Genomic DNA, 16,924 nt, shown 5'->3' with positions numbered 1-16,924 from the left:
CCGGGCGCGCTTTTTGTAAGCCAATGTATTTCGCGGTTGGTCTCGATGAATCCACTTGCGGTGTCGAGGTACCGTTTCTGGAAGAAGGGACGGCAAAGCGCGGTCCTGCTTGGCCGGGCGGCGATCCTGGGTGCGCATCGCCGCCAGCCTCGCGATCTCGCCAATCGCTATTCGCCAAGGCTCTGCTGCAAGGCTTCGCGCGCCAGCTTGATGATATCGGCATGGATGTCGGCGCGGGGGCGCTCGGTCGGCTCGCAGATGGGGTCGACTTCGCCGAAGGATTTCAGCGCTTCGGCGGCGCCGTCCTTGCATTCCGGCAGGAAGCTGAAGTGGTCGGCCCCGGCAACTGCGGCATAGGAGCCCTTTGGCGTCAGTGCCGCCAAAGGTTTGGAGGCGACGGCCAGGGGGATGGTCTCGGCGCTGCCGAGGTTGATGAAGTGCATCGGTATCTCGATCTTCTTCAGGCTTTTTTCGCTATAGGCCTGGGCGAGACCCGGATCGACCAGTACTGCCGCTTTGATGCGCCGGTCGAGATTCGATTGTTCGAAGCGGGCTTTGTCGATGGTGCGAAGATCGAGCTTCTCGACTGCGACCGGCGTGTCGTCGACATAGCCCTTGCCGCCGGAAAACCAGGCGCAATCCCATTTCCTGTAGCTGTCGCAATAGCGGACATAGGCATCGAGATCGGCGCGGGCGCCTGACATCTCCATGGCGGTCGAGCCTCCGAGGGAAAAACCGAGGACTGCGATCCGGTCGGCGTCGATAGCCTTGTTCCATTCACCGGTGCCGGTGAGCTTGTCGATGACGGCGGAAAGATCGGCCGTGCGCTCCCAGAGCTTCGGCGTGTTGGCGGGCGTCGAATCGCCGCTGGTCGTGCCGGGATGGTTGGGGCCGGCGACGATGAAGCCGGCCTCTGCGAGCGCGGTCGCCAGCCAGCTCATCGCTTGAACGCGGCCTCCGGAGCCGTGCGAAACGACGACCAGGGGGAACGGCCCCGGGAGGGAAGGAGCGTTTCGTGCGGCCTCTGTTCCCTTAAAGATCCGGTTGTCGCCGACAAGGGTGGTTTCGCCGCCGGCCGCGGCCGGATACCAGACGGTAACAGAGAGATCTCGTCCCCGTTCGGAAGCCGGAACGCTGATTTCGCGCACGCCGACATCATTGGCATGCGAGGGGGTGGCAACGGCCAGGATGAAGACGGCGGCGGGCAAGAACTGGAAGAGGCGCATGGGCATCTCGCTTTGTTGAAAAAGACGGACGATCGTCGCTGGCGCCACGCCTCCCCGCGTCCTTGATCGCGATTCAGGTCGTCCCGAATCGCGATCTGAGCCATGACTTGCCAGGTTATCTGCCCGCCAAAGGACTCGCTCTTGATCTTTCTGCCGTTGCCGTTCGTCGTCGCCTTGCTATTGCTGATCCTGCTGGTTGTCATGCTGCGCGGCGACGAGTCCGCGAAGCGCAATCGGGCTTTTCTCGCCTTGGTGGCGCTCTGTGCCCTCCAGTCGGTGGTCGTCGGCCTCCGCTGGGGCTACGACGTTGCGGCCTTGCGATTTGCTCTGCCGGTGCTCGCAAGCTGTGTTCCGCCGCTGGTGCTCGCGAGTTTCCACAGCCTGATCCGCAGCGAGGAGCGAAACGTTCCGGGCGCTAGCTGGATTCACGCGATGCCGGCCATCGGCATCCTCATGCTCGTGCTGCTCGCGCCGAGTTACATCGACTTCGCCCTGATCGTCGAATATGTCGGATATGCGCTGGCGCTGTTGAACCTTGCCCGCACCGGCACGGATGCATTGGACGAAGCACGTTTCGAAGGCGCCGTTGCGGCGCACCGCGCTTTGGTCATTGCCGCGGTCTCGCTCTGTGTCTCGGCCCTTTTCGATCTTGTGATCATTCTGGACTTTGAATGGACCAAGGGGGCGAATATCGGCCTCATCGTCAGCAACGGGAATATGCTGGGATTGCTCTTCATCGGGCTGACCGCCATGGTCGCGGACCGTGCGCGCGCGCTTCCGGTAGCCAGCACGGTCATCGATGAAGATCCAGTTTCAGTGCCGCAGGACCGGGAGATCCTGGACCGGGTCGATCAACTACTGGTCAGCCAGAAACTGGCCCGCGACGAAAACTTGACGCTGTCGCGCCTGGCACGGCGCGCGGGCCTTCCAGCCCGGCAGATATCGACCGCCGTCAATCGGCTGGCCGGCAAGAACGTCTCGCAGTACATCAACGATTTTCGAATTGCCGAAGCCTGCCGTCTGCTGCGTGAGACCGACATGTCGGTGACCTCGGCGATGCTCGAATCCGGTTTTCAGACGAAGTCGAATTTCAATCGCGAATTCCGGCGGGTAACATCGTTCAGTCCCGGATCCTGGAGGGAGCAAAACCGGGAAGAAAAGCCTGGCCAAGAGGGCGGGGCGATCAACGCCAGAGGCTATCGCTGACAATTGCGCCCGGCCGCCGTGCGGCCGGACAGGTACGCCTCGCGGCGGCCGATAGCTACTGTTGATCCCCCGTGTTGCGGCCGACGGTGATCGAGAGATCCCTGGTCTTGCCGGTCCGCCAGACGCTCAAGCTCTTCGAGGTGCCGGGCGAGAGGTCGGCGACCATGCGCGAGAGATCGCGTGGCGACTTGATCGGGCTGCCGCCGAGGGCGGTGACGATGTCGCCAGCCTTGAGGCCTGCCCTGGCGGCGGGTGTTCCATCATTGACGCCGGCGATGAGCGCGCCTTCTGCCTGACGGAGGCCGATCGCATCGGCGATGTCAGCGGTCACCGGTTGAATTTCGACGCCGATGAAGCCGTGCTGGATCGAGCCGTCCTTCATCAACTCGGCGACGACTTTCTGCGCCTGATCCGAGGGAATGGCGAAACCGACGCCGACACTGCCGCCGTTCGGCGAATAGATGGCGGTGTTGATGCCGACCACCCGACCCGCAGCATCGACCAGCGGTCCGCCGGAATTGCCGCGATTGATTGGCGCGTCGATCTGGATGAAGTCGTCATAGGGACCGCTGTGCAGATCGCGTCCACGTGCCGAGACGATGCCGGCGGTCACCGTCGTGCCGATGCCGAACGGGTTGCCGATCGCAAGCACCTGGTCGCCGACCCGCAAGGTGTCGGAATCGCCCCAGGCAACGGTGGCAAGCGGCTTTGCGGGCTTGATCTTCAGTACGGCGAGATCGTTCTTCGGGTCGGCACCGACAAGCTTGGCGGGCACTTGCGTGCCGTCGTCAAGGGTCACCGTGATGCTCGACGCCTTGTCGATGACGTGGTTGTTGGTGACGATGTAGCCATCCGCGGCCACGACGAAGCCGGAGCCGAGCGCTTCGGCCCGTTGCGCGGGGCGCTGTTGCGGGGCCCGGTCCGGCAGCGGAATGCCCTGGTCGCGGAAGAACTGGCGGAACTGCTCGTCGAAGGGCGAGTTTTCGCCGAGTTGCGAGGTTTCGTCGTTACCAGCGTTGTCGGCCTTGATTACGGTGGTAATCGTGACGATCGCCGGCTTGTCCGCCGACACGATCGGAGCGAAGGAGGCGCCGGAGGCAAGCGGCACCGCAACGGCCGGGCCGGTTCCGGCGGCCGCAGCCGCGTCATGGCCAGCAAAGGCTGCCATGGACAAAGGCGCGACGATGACGGCTGCGCCGAGGAGCGCGGCAGCACGGTGCCTCATGAGAATGTTTGACATGATCTTGTTCCTTTCGCTGCCAGGTCGCCGAGAGATCTCAGGCGTGCGCCCGTTCGGAGGCGAACACGGCTCATTGCTTCGGTCAGCTTCGTGTAAGGGCTTGTGTTGGTTGCCGAGGGACCGGGCTCAGGGAGCGAGCCCGGCGCCGTCGGTGGCGCCCACCCGGAAGCCGGGTGGGCCGCATCTGCCTGTCGATCACGCCATCCGGGCGATATCCCGGTCGAGGTGGCGAACTTCGTTCTGCAACCGCGCATAGGATTGCGTGGGCAGCATGCCGTTGTGGGCGGCGGCGGTCTTGACCGCCTGGGCGCGCACTGCACCGTCCTCGCGTTCAAGCTTCCTGTAGTTTGCCGCAGTCAGCGTGCCCTGTTCGCGGTCGGCATTGATCCGGTGGTTGTCGACCCGGAGTTCATGCAGGACGCGGTCTAGGCGCGACGATGCCATGTGAACCGGTGCGCGGTAGACCTGCATGGCCGGGGCCGTCATGTCATCCTGGGTGAAAATGCCCTGGTAGTAATCGCCCGTGTAGGCGCCCTTGTCACTGTCGCGACCGAAGTCGTGGTGATCGGCCGCAAAGGCACCGCCGGCGAAAACGACGAGGGCGAGGGTTGCGATGGTGGTGGTCTTGAGGGGCGAGCGCATATCTGCATCTCCTTCAACGCGGGAAGCGGGAGGAGCTTCCCTGCGAGGCCGTCTCCTATTGTCGCGTCGCGGCCGAAGCGGTCGCCGGCAATATTCAGCCTCGGTTCGAAGGTAATACTCCGATGCGGGTTAGTCATGTTAATATAATGTAATATTTCTCTGACTTTTCTTCGAAGTTCAAATTATTAATTTTATGTAATAAACGCTGTCCGCGCTTTCTCCTGGAAACTATTCTACTCGCCCATGCCTCGGAAAGGGGTTTGCGGGCCCCGTGTTTGCGTGAGCGTCGGAGAAATAGCTAGGAGCCGGCGTAGTGCGCCCGAGGGCGGATAAGTTCGCCGCTCTCGACCTGTTCCATCGCATGAGCAAGCCAGCCGACGGTGCGCGCAAGCGCGAAAATGACGAGCGGCGCATCGTCAGGCAGCGCGTAGGCTGCTGCGAGGGCGGCCAGCGAAAAGTCGAGATTGGCGGGTTCGCCGAGCAACTCCTCGCCGGCTTCGGCTAAGGTGGTGTAGAGCGCCGGCACCTCGAAGCTTGCCATGATCGCCTTGGCGCGCGGATCGCCATCGGGATAGAGCCGGTGGCCAAAGGCCCTGACCACGCCCTCGGAGGAAAGCATTCCCCGGATCGCTTCGCGCACGCCGCTCGCCGCCGCCTGTTCGGCCAGCCGCGTGACGCTGAGCCAGGCGCCGCCGTGTCGAGGCCCGGTGAGAGTGGCAAGCCCCGATAGCGTGGCGGCGGAAAGCGCCGCGCCGGAGGAAGCTGTGACCCGGGCCGCGAAGGCCGAAACGTTGAGCTCGTGCTCCGCGGTCAGCACCAGGCATTTGCGGATCGGCTCCGCCGCCTCCGGCCGTCCCCAGCCCAGCGCCAGCCGCCGGTGCAGCGGCATTTGCTCTGGCGATGGCGCCATCTCCGTCGCGACGCTTGCAAGCACGTCGGCGGCTTCAGCCTTCAATATCGCCGGGCGGCGGCCGAGCGCCGGCAGGTCGCTTTCGATCCGTGCAGCCAGGCGCGCGAACGTTGCCGCCAGGCGCGATTGGCTGCCGCCATGATCGCCGGCGGGAACGGTCACTGGCTCGGATGCTTGCCAAAGCAGCGCCGCGACCTGCTCCAGCGTCGCGTCGCCGGAGAGTTCGACCGCATCGCGGCCGCGATAGAATAGCCGTCCGCCGGCAATATTGGAGATCGTCGTCTGCAGAACCGGCTCACCCCAGCGGATCGCTTCGGCGGCGACGACCGCCGCCTGCCGCCGCCCGGCATGGCGTTCGGCCAGCCGATGCACGTCGTCGGCCTGATAGAGGCTGCGGCGCGGGTCGGAAGGGTCGGGTTTGGCGCGAATGCGCCCGCGGCTGACATTGGCATAGAGCGTCTGCCGCTTGCTGCCGAGCCGGGCGAGTGCCTCTTCGGCGGTGATCCAGAGCGTCTTCATGTTGATCGATTGCATCAAGATTGACGTCAATAGATCTAGGCCGGATCATCCAAGGCGTAAAGGAGAAACTTGATGATGAAGAACGGACTTGAAGACGTCGTCGCCGCCGAAACGCAGCTCTCCCATGTCAACGGTGAGGCCGGCGAATTGATCATCCGCGGCGTCTCGCTCGATCACCTGGTCGGGCACGCGCGCTATGAAGATGCCGTCGCCCTGTTGTTCGGCGGACTGCTGGGGCCCACGCCGGATCGGGCCGAGCTTGCGAAGCGCCTCGGGCAAAAGCGGGTGGAGGTCTTCGCTCACGTCCCCGCCATCGACGATGTGTTGCTGGAACTGCCGCCAGTCGACATCATGCGTGCGTTGATCGCCCGGCTTCCGGATGGAGACGATCTCGATACGGCACTGCGCTTGCTGGCCGCCCCGGCGGTCTTCCTGCCGGCGGCGTTGCGCCTGAAGAAGGGTGAAACCCCGGTCGCGCCGACGCCGGCGCTTTCCCACTCCGCCGATATTCTCGCAATGCTTGGTGCAAGCGTGCCGAGCAAGGAAGGAGTGGCGGCGCTCGATGCCTATCTGGTGACGATTTCGGATCACGGTCTCAACGCTTCGACCTTCGCGTCGCGTGTGGTCGCGTCCACCAAAGCCGGCCTCACATCTTCGGTTCTTGCTGCGATCAGCGCGCTCAAGGGGCCGCTTCATGGCGGTGCGCCGGGACCGGTGCTCGACATGCTGGATGCGATCGGGACGCCGGAGAACGCGCGAGTCTGGCTCTCGGAGGCGCTCGACCACGGCGAACGGCTGATGGGTTTTGGCCATCGCGTCTATCGCGTCCGCGATCCCCGCGCCGACGCGCTGAAAGGCGCACTGAAGCAGCTGAGCGCCGCCGACCCGGCAAACCGCGATCGGATTCAACTGGCCGAAGCGGTCGAGCAATCGGCGCTTGCCATCCTGAAGGTGCGCAAACCGGACCGTCCGCTCGACGTCAATGTGGAGTTCTACACGGCGCTTCTGCTCGACGCTTTGAAGTTCCCGCGGGAAGCCTTCACCGGCGTGTTCGCGATCGGCCGAACCGTCGGCTGGATCGCCCACGCACGCGAACAGGCGTTGGAAGGCCGCCTTATCCGGCCGCGTTCGCTCTATGTCGGGCCGCTGCCGCAGCAGGCGGCCTGAGCGCCGGCACTCCATTGTGAGGTCTATGCCACCCGCGTATTTCGCAGGTGCTTTTGAAAGAACATCTTCAGGTCGCGGAAGTCGTTGAAGCCGAGGACGGTCGCAAAGCGAGCGACCGTCGTTGGCGAACGAACAGGCGAGCGCGATCGAACGGGCGCTGCCGAAAGCGACGAGGTCCGGCTTTGCCAGTGCTATCAGATGCCTCTACGTCGTCTCGGGCACATTGAACATCCATGTGCCGGAAGCGGAAGGCCAGGTCTGGTTCGAGCTCAATCCGCGCGACGGCTTCTACATTCCGGCGGGCTTCGATCACCAGTACTACAACATGTCGGGAGACAAGGCGGAGTTCGTTTTCGGCGTGGCGCCGGACTTCTGACCTTCCACGAAAAAGCCGGACAACATCTGTCGATATTGTCCGGCTAAAGGTATCCGGAGACGCTTTGACGTCATCTGGAACGAATGGGCGACCGTCAGGCCGCCTTCTTCGCGTCAAAGGGGATCTCGATATCGACCGCGAGCGTCGAAACCTGCGCGCCGCGTTCCATCGTCACCTTGACCTTTTCGTCGTCGATCTGCATGTGCTTGGAGATCGCCTTCAGAATTTCGTCGCGCAGCTTGGTGACGAGATCCGAATCGCCTGCGGATGCGCGCTCATGCGCCAGCAGGACCTGCAGCCGTTCGCGGGCGGCCGGTGCTGACTGGGAGCGGGAGAAGAAACCGAACAGATTCATGCCGCCTTCCTTCCGAAAATCTTGCCGAGGAAGCTGCGCTTTTCACCGGGAATGGTGATTGGCAGGGTTTCGCCCTTCAGCCGGCGCGCTGCGTCGAAATAGGCCAGCGCCGGCGCTGAGCGGTTGTCTGCCAGCGTGACCGGCGAGCCGACGTTGGATGCACGAAGCACGTCTGCGCTCTCCGGGATGATGCCCATCAGCGGGATCGACAGGATTTCGAGCACGTCGTCGACCTTCAGCATGTCGCCGCGCTCGGCGCGAAGCGGGTCGTAGCGGGTGAGCAGCAGGTGCTTTTCCATCCGCTCGCCGTTTTCGGCCTTCAACGTCTTGGAATCGAGCAGGCCGATGATGCGGTCGGAATCGCGCACCGAGGAGACTTCCGGATTGGTCACGACGATGGCGATATCGGCGTGGCGCATGGCGAGCGTCGCGCCGCGTTCGATGCCGGCAGGGCTGTCGCAGATCACCCAGTCGAAGGCGTTCTGCAGGGCGGCGATGACCTTCTCGACCCCTTCCGGCGTCAGATTGTCCTTGTCGCGGGTCTGCGAGGCCGGCAGCAGGTAAAGCGTTTCGACCCGCTTGTCGCGGATCAGCGCCTGCGAAAGCTTGGCCTCGCCCTGGATCACATTGACCAGGTCATAGACCACGCGCCGTTCCGCGCCCATGACGAGATCGAGATTGCGCAGACCGACATCGAAGTCGACGACCACGACCTTGTCGCCGTTCTGCGCAAGCGCAGCACCCAATGCGGCGCTGGACGTCGTCTTGCCGACGCCGCCTTTGCCCGATGTAACTACGACTACCTTGCCCATTCATCTCTCCAAGTATTTAAACTACGCCTTCGCCTTACGTCACGATGGTTCTGGATCGACCCAGAACCCTAAGCGGGATGCGGGCGGTGTCCGCCCGGCCATCCCCATCCCGCTCTAGCCGAGCGTTCCCGCCTTGAGCGCTTCGCCGTCGAGCCAGATTTGAACGGACTTGCCGCGCAGATGCTGCTCCATGTCGTCGGCGGTCTTGTAAAAGCCGTCGATCGCAATCAGTTCCGCTTCGAGCTTGCGGCAGAAAATCCGTGCCGAAACATTGCCGGTGGTGCCGGCCATCGCCCGGCCGCGCAGCGCGCCGTAGATGTGGATCGACCCGCCGGCGACGACTTCGGCGCCAGAAGCGACCGAGCCGATGATCGTCACGTCGCCTTCCGGGAAGAACAGCGACTGTCCGGAGCGCACCGGCTGGGTCACGACGATCGAGGGTGTTGCCTTGGCGGCGAGCGGCTCGGCCGTGATGACGGCTTCCGTTTCTGCTCCTGGCACCTCGGCCTTTTCTGCCTGCTCCGCCATCTTCGCTTCGTAGTCGGCTGCCGGGCGCCCGTCGTTCATCGCCGGCGGCAGATCGGCGCCGAGCAGCGACTGTCGCGCGCCTTCGATGCCCATGATTCGGACATTGCGTTTGCCGAGCTGATCGACGAGCTCGCGCAGTTGCGAGCGATCGATTTCGAGGCCATTGACGTCGAGCACGACGGGCCGCCGGAGGAAGAAACCGGCGGAGCGGGAAGCCAGATCGTCGAGCCGAGTGAGCCAATCCTCGAGGGGCAGCTCGGGGGTCAGCGCTAGCGCAAGGAAGGAGCGCCCCTTGAGGCGGATCGGCCGGGATTCGGTTAACACATCGTTCATCTTGGTAAATTTTCCGTTGCCTCGGTGTATCGAAGAAATGGTTAACAAATGGTTAATTCAGCAGTGCGAAGGTTAATGAGGCGGGTCCCGCGGCGGGCCTTCCGGCACTGAAAAACAAGGTAAATTGGTCGTCGGAACAAACCGATCTTTTGGCCATTGTCGCCTTGGCGATGGCGGATTTGACCGTCTGCTGCCCGCTGACGAGAGGGTGATTCATCGATCCCTTTGCATGCGATTCGCCCGGCCTCGCGAAGGGAGTTGACATTGGAGTGCTAAAATAAGAACATAACGTGAACAAATGGAGGTTTCCCATGAGCCGGACAGAAACCATGACCCATACGGAAGAAGTGATCGAACGCGCCATGGCTGCCGTTGCAGCCGCCCGGAAGAAGCGGGAACGCGAAGCCGAGTGGCGGAAGCGGACCTTCGGACGCATCGACATGACGCCGCCCCTGCCGCGGCTGAAGCGCGGCGGCGTGCAGCTTTCGCTGCGGCTCGACGGTTCGGCACGGTGATAGACATAACGACTACGCGGGACCGGTGGGCCGATACCTGGGCGCCTAGCGTAGCTCCACCGGGGGCAATCCGCCCGAAAGCCGCCGATGCCCGCGTGCGGTGATGAGCGGATCGAGACGAAGCTTCGAGAGGACTGACCATGAGGCATCGTCGAAGCATCGACCTGATGCCGCGCGAAAATGCTGCCGACTACGGCTCGACCCTGGAGCTGCTACCGGAATGGTATGTGCTCGTGGCGAAGTGCGGGAAGTGCCGGCATCAAGGGCGAATTGACCGTCGGGTGATAGCCAGCACCTACGGATGGGGCATCCACCTCAATTCCATCGGCCGAACACTCAAATGCTCGCGCTGCGGAAACAGGGAGGGGAACAAACTGCTCCTTGGCAAGTTGCCCCCGCGACTAGCGCGGCAGATCGTGTGCCGTGTGGCAGAAATCCGCTGCTCACGGGTCAGTCGGCGGTTTCAAAATGGAACCATGCGAACCGGGCGTTTCTATAGAATATGGTCGCGATTATAAAGTATCTAATTGCTCTTTGTCGGAATATGTAAGGCATCGTCCGTGCTTGTTTTGATTGTGCAGGCGACTGTTAACGGAAGTTATCAAGCGTGATCCGAAAACAAGAAGGTGATATTGGAACAATTTATTATCCCTTTCGTTGAGTTTGTGATCGAACGAAAGGATGAGATCATGAAGAAGCTTGTAATCACGGCGGCTGTTGCTGCTCTACTGGCAGGCTCCGCCTTTGCTCAGGACGCCAACAAGCAAGCCGGTACGGCTGCAGGCATGGCCGGTGGTGCGGCAGCGGGTGCTGTCGTCGGCGGCCCGATCGGTGCCGGCGTCGGCGCCGTTGTGGGTGGCGCGCTCGGTGCAGCGCTGACGCCTCCGCCGCCGGAAGTGGTCACCTATGTCGAGCAGCAGCCGGCTCCACCGTCTGTCGTCATTCAGGAACGGATCGTGGTCGGTAAGCCCATCCCGTCGGCTGTCGTCCTGACGCCGATTCCGCAAAACCCGCGTTACGCCTATGCGGTCGTCAACGACCAGCGGGTGATCGTGGAACCGCAGTCGAGAACGGTGGTCCGGGTCATCAACTGACCGAGCCCAATAGTCTCTCCTCTGGGGCGGCGCTCAAGCGCCGCCCTTTTTGTTGTTTCCCGTCCGGCTGTCGTCGCAGCCGCGCTCGCTTCTCTGAAAGCGGATGGATCTATGATCAGCAACACCGCACCATCGTACCGATGCAGCAGTGCTGCTAAACTCGCAGCGACAAACGCCATGATCGACTAGTGGAGGCCGGCATGGAAGTGATCGTGCATGAGAACTGGCCCGTTGAGCTATGGCGCCCCGGCGTCGAAACGCGGATGGTGATCTCCGCGGTGAGCGGCGCCTCGCAATTGTGCCTGTTCGAGCAATGGGTGGCGCCCGGCGCGGGCGCTCCGACGCATCATCATCCCGTTGAGGAAATCCTGACGGTGATCGCCGGCAAGGCCGAGATGTGGATCGAAGAGGAGCGCATCATCGTCTTGCCCGGCCGGTCTCTTATCGTGCCGCCGCTCCGCCGCCATGGCTTCACCAATATCGGCAGCGAGACGCTCCAGCTTCAAGCCATCCTTGCGGCAGCAAGCTTCGAGGCCCGGTTCGACGGTTCGGTCGAAAGCGTCAGACGCTGGTGCGGCGAGGTCGACTAGGCCGCCGGCTCCCTGGACCTAAAAGATCCCTCCTGCACCCGATGACGTCCCGGTGCATCCGTTTGCCCGGCTTCGTCTTCCGGGTATAGTTTAAAAGCCCCTCAGCACAATTTCCGACCGCAGCTTTTTCCAGATCTCGTCAAACTCGGCGAATGCCTCGGGATATCTAATATATATTTCAAATTAAATTGCCTATATTTCGGAAAGTTTATTCGATATTGCTTTGCGCCATCCCTGTAATACATTCCATAATCGGGATGTATATTCGAGTCTTTGAACATATTCTTAAGTCGATCGAAGAGGATAGCGATATGGCGAAGATCGTAGGCTCGTCTGCGGGCGACGTTTTGAAGGGCACCGAGGAAAGCGACCGCATCTGGGGCCTCTTCGGCTTCGATACGATCGATGGCGGCGGCGGTGACGATTTTGTCGACGGCGGGGCGCATGACGACATGTTGACGAGTTCGAGCGGCTACGACCGGATCGACGGCGGCGACGGCAGTGACCAGATCGTTCTCACCGGGACCGGCGGTGCCGTTACCGGCGGCAGGGGTTTTGACGGTCTCGTCGTCGACTTCTCGCAAAGCGCCGAGCGGATGGTCTTCAACGGTGCCGGCGGCCATGGCTATGTCGGGGATCCGAGCGCTGTCAGCCGGCATGTCTTCTTCCACGATATCGAGTGGCTGCGCCTTCTTGCCGGCAGCGGCGACGACCGGATCACGGGGACCGCCGCGGCCGACCGGATCTCGACCGGAGCCGGCATCGACGTCGTCAATGCGGGCGCGGGAAATGACGTCATCACCAATACGGGCGGACACGACCGTCTCGATGGCGGCGATGGAAACGACCGCTTCGTTCTCGTCGGGGCGGGCAGCACCATTCTTGGTGGTGCCGGAGACGATACGCTGGTCGTCGATCTTTCGGGATCGACTGCTCCGGTCGTGTTCAACCTGGCGAATGGTCACGGCATTATCGGAGACGGGACGCAGACGGAGCAGCACCTCTTCGTCCAGCATCAGGATGTCGAGCGGGTTGTGCTGATGACGGGACGCGGAAGCGACCGTGTTACGGGTAGCGCCCTTGACGACGTCATCGAGACTGCCGGCGGCAACGATGTCGTCGAAGCCGGCGCGGGCGACGACAGGATCACCGACGGGCTCGGTGCCAACCGTCTTTTTGGCGGCGACGGCAGTGATGGGATCATCTCCACATTCTACTCCGCCGAGATCGACGGCGGTGCGGGCCAGGACTGGCTCTATATCAGCGAGATGGAGCGCACGAGCGATCTGGCTATCGATTTCGCTGCTGGCAAGGCTTCAACCGGCACAGTGCTGCGCGGATTTGAGGAAGTGAGTCTCGCGCTCGGCAGCGGCAACGACCGGGTCAGCGCGGGTGATCTCAACTCTCTCGGGGTCGATGCCGGTGCCGGAAACGACCATCTCGAAGGCGGCGCCGGGCGTGACCGGTTCGATGGCGAGGACGGAAACGACTATATCGATGCGGGCGCCGGAGACGACATGATCGAGACGGGCGCTGGCGACGACGTGGCTTTTGGCGGGGACGGCCGGGATACGCTCGCCAATGATGGCGGCAGCGACGTGCTCGACGGCGGCGCTGGCGATGATTGGCTGCAGGACACCTTTCCCGGCAGCGGCACGCTTGGCGTCGCGTCTATCCTGCGCGGCGGTGCGGGTAACGACACGATCAATGCCCGTTACCTCGGTGAGGCCGATGGCGGCGACGGGCGGGATCTGTTGTACCTCAACTATGGCGGCTTGCCTGAAGCGACGGTTTTCGATGCGGCGCGCGGCATAACGCATACCGGACTGACCTTCGCCAATGTCGAATATTTCAACGTCACGTCCGGGCGCTACGACGACGTGCTGCGCGGCGCCGAAGACAACGACACCTTCTATTCGTCGAGCGGCAACGATATCCTCGACGGGCGCGGCGGAGATGACACGCTGAGCGGCGCCTCGGAAAACGACCAGCTCTTCGGCGGTGAAGGTGCGGATATCCTCGACGGCGGTTCGCAAAATGACCTCTTGAGCGGCGGCAATGGCACCGATCGGCTGACGGGTGGCAGCGGCGCCGACACGTTTCTCTGGTCGTCGGAAACCTCCGGCGAGGCCGGTCTCGATCGCGTCCTTGATTTCAACGGCAGGCTGGGCGATCGGATCGCCTTTTCCGAGGACGCCCAGGACGCCACCGGCATTCACAGCTATGCCGATTTTCTCGCTGCCGCGCACGATACGGCCGACGGCGTGTTCGTCGCCTTCAACGGTTCCGATGCCGAGGGCATTCTGATCGAGGACGTCTCGCTTTCGGTTCTCACGGAAAGCGATGTCGTCTTCGGCCTCGGTTGAGGTTTTCGCCGGGCGTCAGGTTTGCGGCGACTCGTTTTCGCCTGAGACCGCGGCCCTGTCCGCCTCCGTGGTCAGGCGCCCATCGATCAACTGAAGGCGCCGGTCCATGCGCGAGGCCATGTCGAGGTCGTGGGTGACTGCGACCACCGTCTTTCCCCGCTCGCGCACCAGCGTTTCCAGGATCCTGAAGACCTGTTCGGAGCTCTGGCTGTCGAGGCTGCCGGTCGGCTCGTCCGCAAGGATCAGCGGCGGATCGTTGGCCAGTGCGCGGGCCACGGCCACGCGCTGGCGCTGGCCGCCCGAAAGCTGGTCTGGCCGTTTGTCGATATGATCGGCAAGGCCGAGTGCTGCAAGCAGATCGCTCGCCCTTTGGCGCATCTCGTTCCGGCCAAGGCGACCGAGCCTGCGCATGGGGATCTCGACATTCTCGCGGGCAGTGAATTCCGGCAGCAGGAAATGGAACTGGAAGACGAAGCCGATGTTGGCAAGCCGCGTGGCGGCCCTTTCGTCCTCGTCCATCCGGGCCGTGTCGCGGCCGCGGATGCTGAGCGTGCCGCCGGTCGGCCGGTCGAGCAGGCCGAGCAGGTAGAGGAGCGATGACTTGCCCGAGCCTGAAGGGCCGGTGACTGCGACGAACTCCTGCTCTCCGATAACAAGAGAGATGTCCTTCACCAGGGTGACCGGCACCGTCTCCCTGAGGATGCGCGTCAGATCCCTTGTTTCGATCAGCGTGCTCATGTCGCGCCCCTGATGATGTCGACGGGATTGGCGCGGGCCGCCCGCCTTGCCGGCAGATAGCCGGCGACGGCGGCCGATCCGAGCGCGAAGGCGGCGGCGATCAGATAGTGCAGCATGCTCCAGGCGATCGGTAGCCGGGTCATCTCCTGGCCGGTCGCGGATATCTCGAAGCGGACGAGCGAGAGCGCGTAGACCATCGCGAAGCCGAGCGTCCAGCCGAGCAGCGTGCCGGCTGTGGCAATCGCCACACCTTCGATCACGAACAGGATGCGCATGTCTGCCTCGGTGAAGCCGAGCGACTTCATGATGGCGATGTCGCGCGCCTTTTCGTGCGTGATCGTCGAGATGATGTTGAAGATACCGAAGCCTGCGACCAGCATGATCGCCGCAACGACCGTGTACATGATGACGTTGCGCACGACGAGCGCCTCGAGGATCGACTCGTTCGCATCCTGCCAGGCGACCGCCTTGTAGCCGAGTTCCGCCTCGATGCGGCGCGCCACCGTGGGCGCCGCGTTCGGATCGTCGAGCTTGATGTTGATCTCGTTGATCGCGTTCGGCCGGGCCGAGAGGATCTGTGCGTTCTTCTGCAGCACATAGGCTTCGCCCTCGTCGCGCGCCGTCGTGCCAGTGTGGAAGAGACCGACGATCTTGAAGCGGCGGCTGAGCCCCTCCGAAGAGACGGCGGTGAGCGTATCGCCGAGCTTGGCGCCGAGCCGGGAGGCCATGGTATCGCCGACCACCACATTGTTGCCACCGGCGGCAAGTGCGGCGAAGCTGCCGGCCTTGAAGTCTCCGATGATCGGCGAGACGCCGGGTTCCGCCTGCGGATCGATGCCGATGACGGCAGCACCGACCTCCTGGCCGGAATAGCGAATGACGCCTTGTGCCTTGAGGGTGGCGGCAAAGCGGCCCGGGATCCAGCCATCGAGCCAGGAGAGTGCTGCGGTGGGGTTGATGATGCCGCGCCGATCGTCGCGTGGCCTGAGGCCGGAAATGGCCGCTGCGTCGAACAGGTCTTCTGCCGGTTGCCGCCGCGCCGTCCGCTGCTCGTCGGTCACCTGGACATGCGGCATGGTGTCGACGAGCTGGCGGACGAAATCGTCCTGGCCGCCCTGCATCAGAGCCGCCATGGCGATGGAGAACCCAACGCCGACCGCGACGCCCAGCATCGCGACGACCGTCTGCCTGCCGCGACCGGAGATGTGGGTCAGTGCGAGGTCGAGGATGAGGCGCATGGCGAGCTCATGTTCCTGGGACAGGCGTGGCCTTGACGCGCGTGCCATCGGCAAGGTCGGTCGGGAAGGGGGAGACGACGCGCGCACCATCTTCCAGACCGGAGAGAACCTCGACGCCGTCGGCGCCACGTATGCCCGTTTTCAATTCCCGGATACTGGCATGATTGCCGTCGATCACCGCAGCCTTTGTCCCCTCAAGCGCCACGGTCGGGAGGATCAAGGCACCATGCGACACCCGCACGACGATGTTGACGTCGGTCGACATGCCGATCCGAAGCGGCGTGCCGTCGGGCAGGCGGAAGCGGACGCGATAGGTCTTCGTCACCGGGTCGCCCTTGGGGGTGATGCTGTCGACCGTCGCCTCCAGTTTCTGGTTGGGGAAGGCATCCGATCGCAACAACGCGCGCTGACCGACTTCGACGCGCGGAATATCCTCTTCGTTGACGTCGGCCGTGACGATCAGCGGTTTCGGTTCCCCGACCCAGAAGAGTACCGTGCCGAGATCCGCGACTTCGCCGATCTCGCCGTCCTGCCTGAGCACCTGGCCGGTGCTCGGCGCGCGCAGCACATAGGTCGCAAGCCGCGCCTGACGGCCGGCGACAAGGGCTTCGAGCTGGCCGAGTTCGCTGCGTGCCCGGTCGACTTCCTGTTCGCTGATCGTGCTGCGTTCGGAGAGCGCCAATTTGCGCCGATACTCCTCCTGCGCCAGCGTCAGCCGTGCCTGGAGTTCGCCGAGTGCTGCCCGTGCCTCGGTGTCGTCGAGGCGGGCGAGCACATCGCCCTTGGCGACACGTTCACCTTCGCAATTGCATTGTTCGACGATCCGTTCGGCGACCGTTGGAGTGACTTTCGCCCAGGTGCGCGGCTCCACGACGCCATCCGCATAGATGATCTCCGCCGCGTCGCCGCGCTTTGGCGCAATGATGGACACGGGAACCGGGCGAAACAGATACCAGGAAACCGCCGCGCCGATGGCGACGATGATCGCCCCTCCGATTGCAAAACGAGCCAGCCGCACGAGACGCTCCTTGAATGCTCCCACTCCATTCTGTATAAGTAGACCGACGGT

At 63.3% G+C, this 16,924-nt stretch carries 16 protein-coding genes and 1 pseudogene; 7 read left to right on the top strand and 10 right to left on the bottom strand.

Annotated elements, in window-relative coordinates; all coding sequences use genetic code 11:
* Window positions 1-167: 167 nt before the first annotated feature.
* Complete coding sequence (locus AC070A_RS06605; RefSeq protein WP_057251960.1) at window positions 168-1,226, bottom strand: alpha/beta hydrolase family protein; 1,059 nt, start codon at window positions 1,224-1,226, stop codon at window positions 168-170.
* Window positions 1,227-1,382: 156 nt separating this feature from the next.
* Here AC070A_RS06605 and AC070A_RS06600 point away from each other — a divergent pair, with 156 nt between their 5' ends.
* Window positions 1,383-2,432, top strand: coding sequence for a helix-turn-helix domain-containing protein (locus AC070A_RS06600; RefSeq protein ID WP_494773558.1), 1,050 nt, complete (start codon window positions 1,383-1,385; stop codon window positions 2,430-2,432).
* Window positions 2,433-2,490: 58 nt separating this feature from the next.
* On the opposite strand, the pseudogene AC070A_RS06595 reads toward AC070A_RS06600, so the two are convergent.
* From AC070A_RS06595 to AC070A_RS06585, 3 genes and pseudogenes are all read right to left on the bottom strand, one after another.
* Window positions 2,491-3,672: pseudogene (locus AC070A_RS06595) on the bottom strand (Do family serine endopeptidase); the annotation flags it as partial.
* Window positions 3,673-3,867: 195 nt separating this feature from the next.
* Complete coding sequence (locus AC070A_RS06590; protein WP_057251958.1) at window positions 3,868-4,314, bottom strand: hypothetical protein; 447 nt, start codon at window positions 4,312-4,314, stop codon at window positions 3,868-3,870.
* A gap of 298 nt (window positions 4,315-4,612) precedes the next feature.
* Window positions 4,613-5,758, bottom strand: a complete 1,146-nt coding sequence (locus AC070A_RS06585) for a citrate synthase (protein WP_244495655.1) — start codon at window positions 5,756-5,758, stop codon at window positions 4,613-4,615.
* Window positions 5,759-5,818: 60 nt separating this feature from the next.
* Between AC070A_RS06585 and AC070A_RS06580 the strand changes: the two genes are divergently transcribed.
* Together AC070A_RS06580 and AC070A_RS06575 are read left to right on the top strand one after the other, a co-directional pair.
* The gene (locus AC070A_RS06580) at window positions 5,819-6,910 is read left to right on the top strand and encodes a citrate synthase/methylcitrate synthase (protein ID WP_112996318.1); all 1,092 of its coding nucleotides are present in this window, start codon (window positions 5,819-5,821) and stop codon (window positions 6,908-6,910) included.
* 121 nt (window positions 6,911-7,031) lie between these two features.
* Window positions 7,032-7,286 carry a cupin domain-containing protein gene (locus AC070A_RS06575; RefSeq protein WP_162728131.1) on the top strand — a complete coding sequence of 85 codons (255 nt, stop codon included), beginning with the start codon at window positions 7,032-7,034 and terminating at the stop codon, window positions 7,284-7,286.
* A 94-nt stretch (window positions 7,287-7,380) separates the two neighbouring features.
* Here AC070A_RS06575 and minE read toward each other — a convergent pair whose 3' ends face one another.
* From minE to minC, 3 genes are all read right to left on the bottom strand, one after another.
* Window positions 7,381-7,641 carry a cell division topological specificity factor MinE gene (minE, locus tag AC070A_RS06570; RefSeq protein WP_057251956.1) on the bottom strand — a complete coding sequence of 87 codons (261 nt, stop codon included), beginning with the start codon at window positions 7,639-7,641 and terminating at the stop codon, window positions 7,381-7,383.
* Entirely contained in the window at window positions 7,638-8,453 is an 816-nt protein-coding gene (gene minD, locus AC070A_RS06565) for a septum site-determining protein MinD (protein WP_057251955.1), read from the bottom strand. Before minD ends, minE begins: the two co-directional genes overlap by 4 nt.
* Before the next feature lie 114 nt (window positions 8,454-8,567).
* Complete coding sequence (gene minC, locus AC070A_RS06560) at window positions 8,568-9,314, bottom strand: septum site-determining protein MinC (RefSeq protein ID WP_057251954.1); 747 nt, start codon at window positions 9,312-9,314, stop codon at window positions 8,568-8,570.
* A gap of 329 nt (window positions 9,315-9,643) precedes the next feature.
* Between minC and AC070A_RS06555 the strand changes: the two genes are divergently transcribed.
* The 4 genes from AC070A_RS06555 (at window position 9,644) to AC070A_RS06540 (ending at window position 13,879) form a co-directional block, all read left to right on the top strand.
* Window positions 9,644-9,829 carry a hypothetical protein gene (locus AC070A_RS06555; protein WP_057252114.1) on the top strand — a complete coding sequence of 62 codons (186 nt, stop codon included), beginning with the start codon at window positions 9,644-9,646 and terminating at the stop codon, window positions 9,827-9,829.
* Between the two features lie 689 nt (window positions 9,830-10,518).
* On the top strand, window positions 10,519-10,923 hold the full coding sequence (locus tag AC070A_RS06550; protein WP_057252113.1) for a DUF1236 domain-containing protein: 405 nt from the start codon (window positions 10,519-10,521) through the stop codon (window positions 10,921-10,923).
* A gap of 200 nt (window positions 10,924-11,123) precedes the next feature.
* Window positions 11,124-11,513: a cupin domain-containing protein gene (locus AC070A_RS06545; protein WP_057251952.1), complete on the top strand. Its 390-nt coding sequence runs from the start codon at window positions 11,124-11,126 to the stop codon at window positions 11,511-11,513.
* Between the two features lie 311 nt (window positions 11,514-11,824).
* The gene (locus tag AC070A_RS06540) at window positions 11,825-13,879 is read left to right on the top strand and encodes a calcium-binding protein (RefSeq protein ID WP_112996294.1); all 2,055 of its coding nucleotides are present in this window, start codon (window positions 11,825-11,827) and stop codon (window positions 13,877-13,879) included.
* Between the two features lie 15 nt (window positions 13,880-13,894).
* On the opposite strand, the gene AC070A_RS06535 is transcribed toward AC070A_RS06540, so the two are convergent.
* The 3 genes from AC070A_RS06535 to AC070A_RS06525 are packed head-to-tail and all read right to left on the bottom strand — an operon-like array spanning window position 13,895 to window position 16,873.
* Window positions 13,895-14,617: an ABC transporter ATP-binding protein gene (locus AC070A_RS06535; protein ID WP_057251950.1), complete on the bottom strand. Its 723-nt coding sequence runs from the start codon at window positions 14,615-14,617 to the stop codon at window positions 13,895-13,897.
* Complete coding sequence (locus tag AC070A_RS06530; RefSeq protein WP_492383780.1) at window positions 14,614-15,855, bottom strand: ABC transporter permease; 1,242 nt, start codon at window positions 15,853-15,855, stop codon at window positions 14,614-14,616. Before AC070A_RS06530 ends, AC070A_RS06535 begins: the two co-directional genes overlap by 4 nt.
* Window positions 15,856-15,862: 7 nt before the next feature.
* Window positions 15,863-16,873: an efflux RND transporter periplasmic adaptor subunit gene (locus AC070A_RS06525; protein WP_492384387.1), complete on the bottom strand. Its 1,011-nt coding sequence runs from the start codon at window positions 16,871-16,873 to the stop codon at window positions 15,863-15,865.
* Between the last annotated feature and the right edge of the window lie 51 nt (window positions 16,874-16,924).

It is taken from the genome of Ensifer sp. GW101-20A05 (assembly GCF_059424735.1).
Note: the sequence above shows the minus strand (reverse complement) of the source record. Positions and strands in the feature narration are given on the sequence as shown.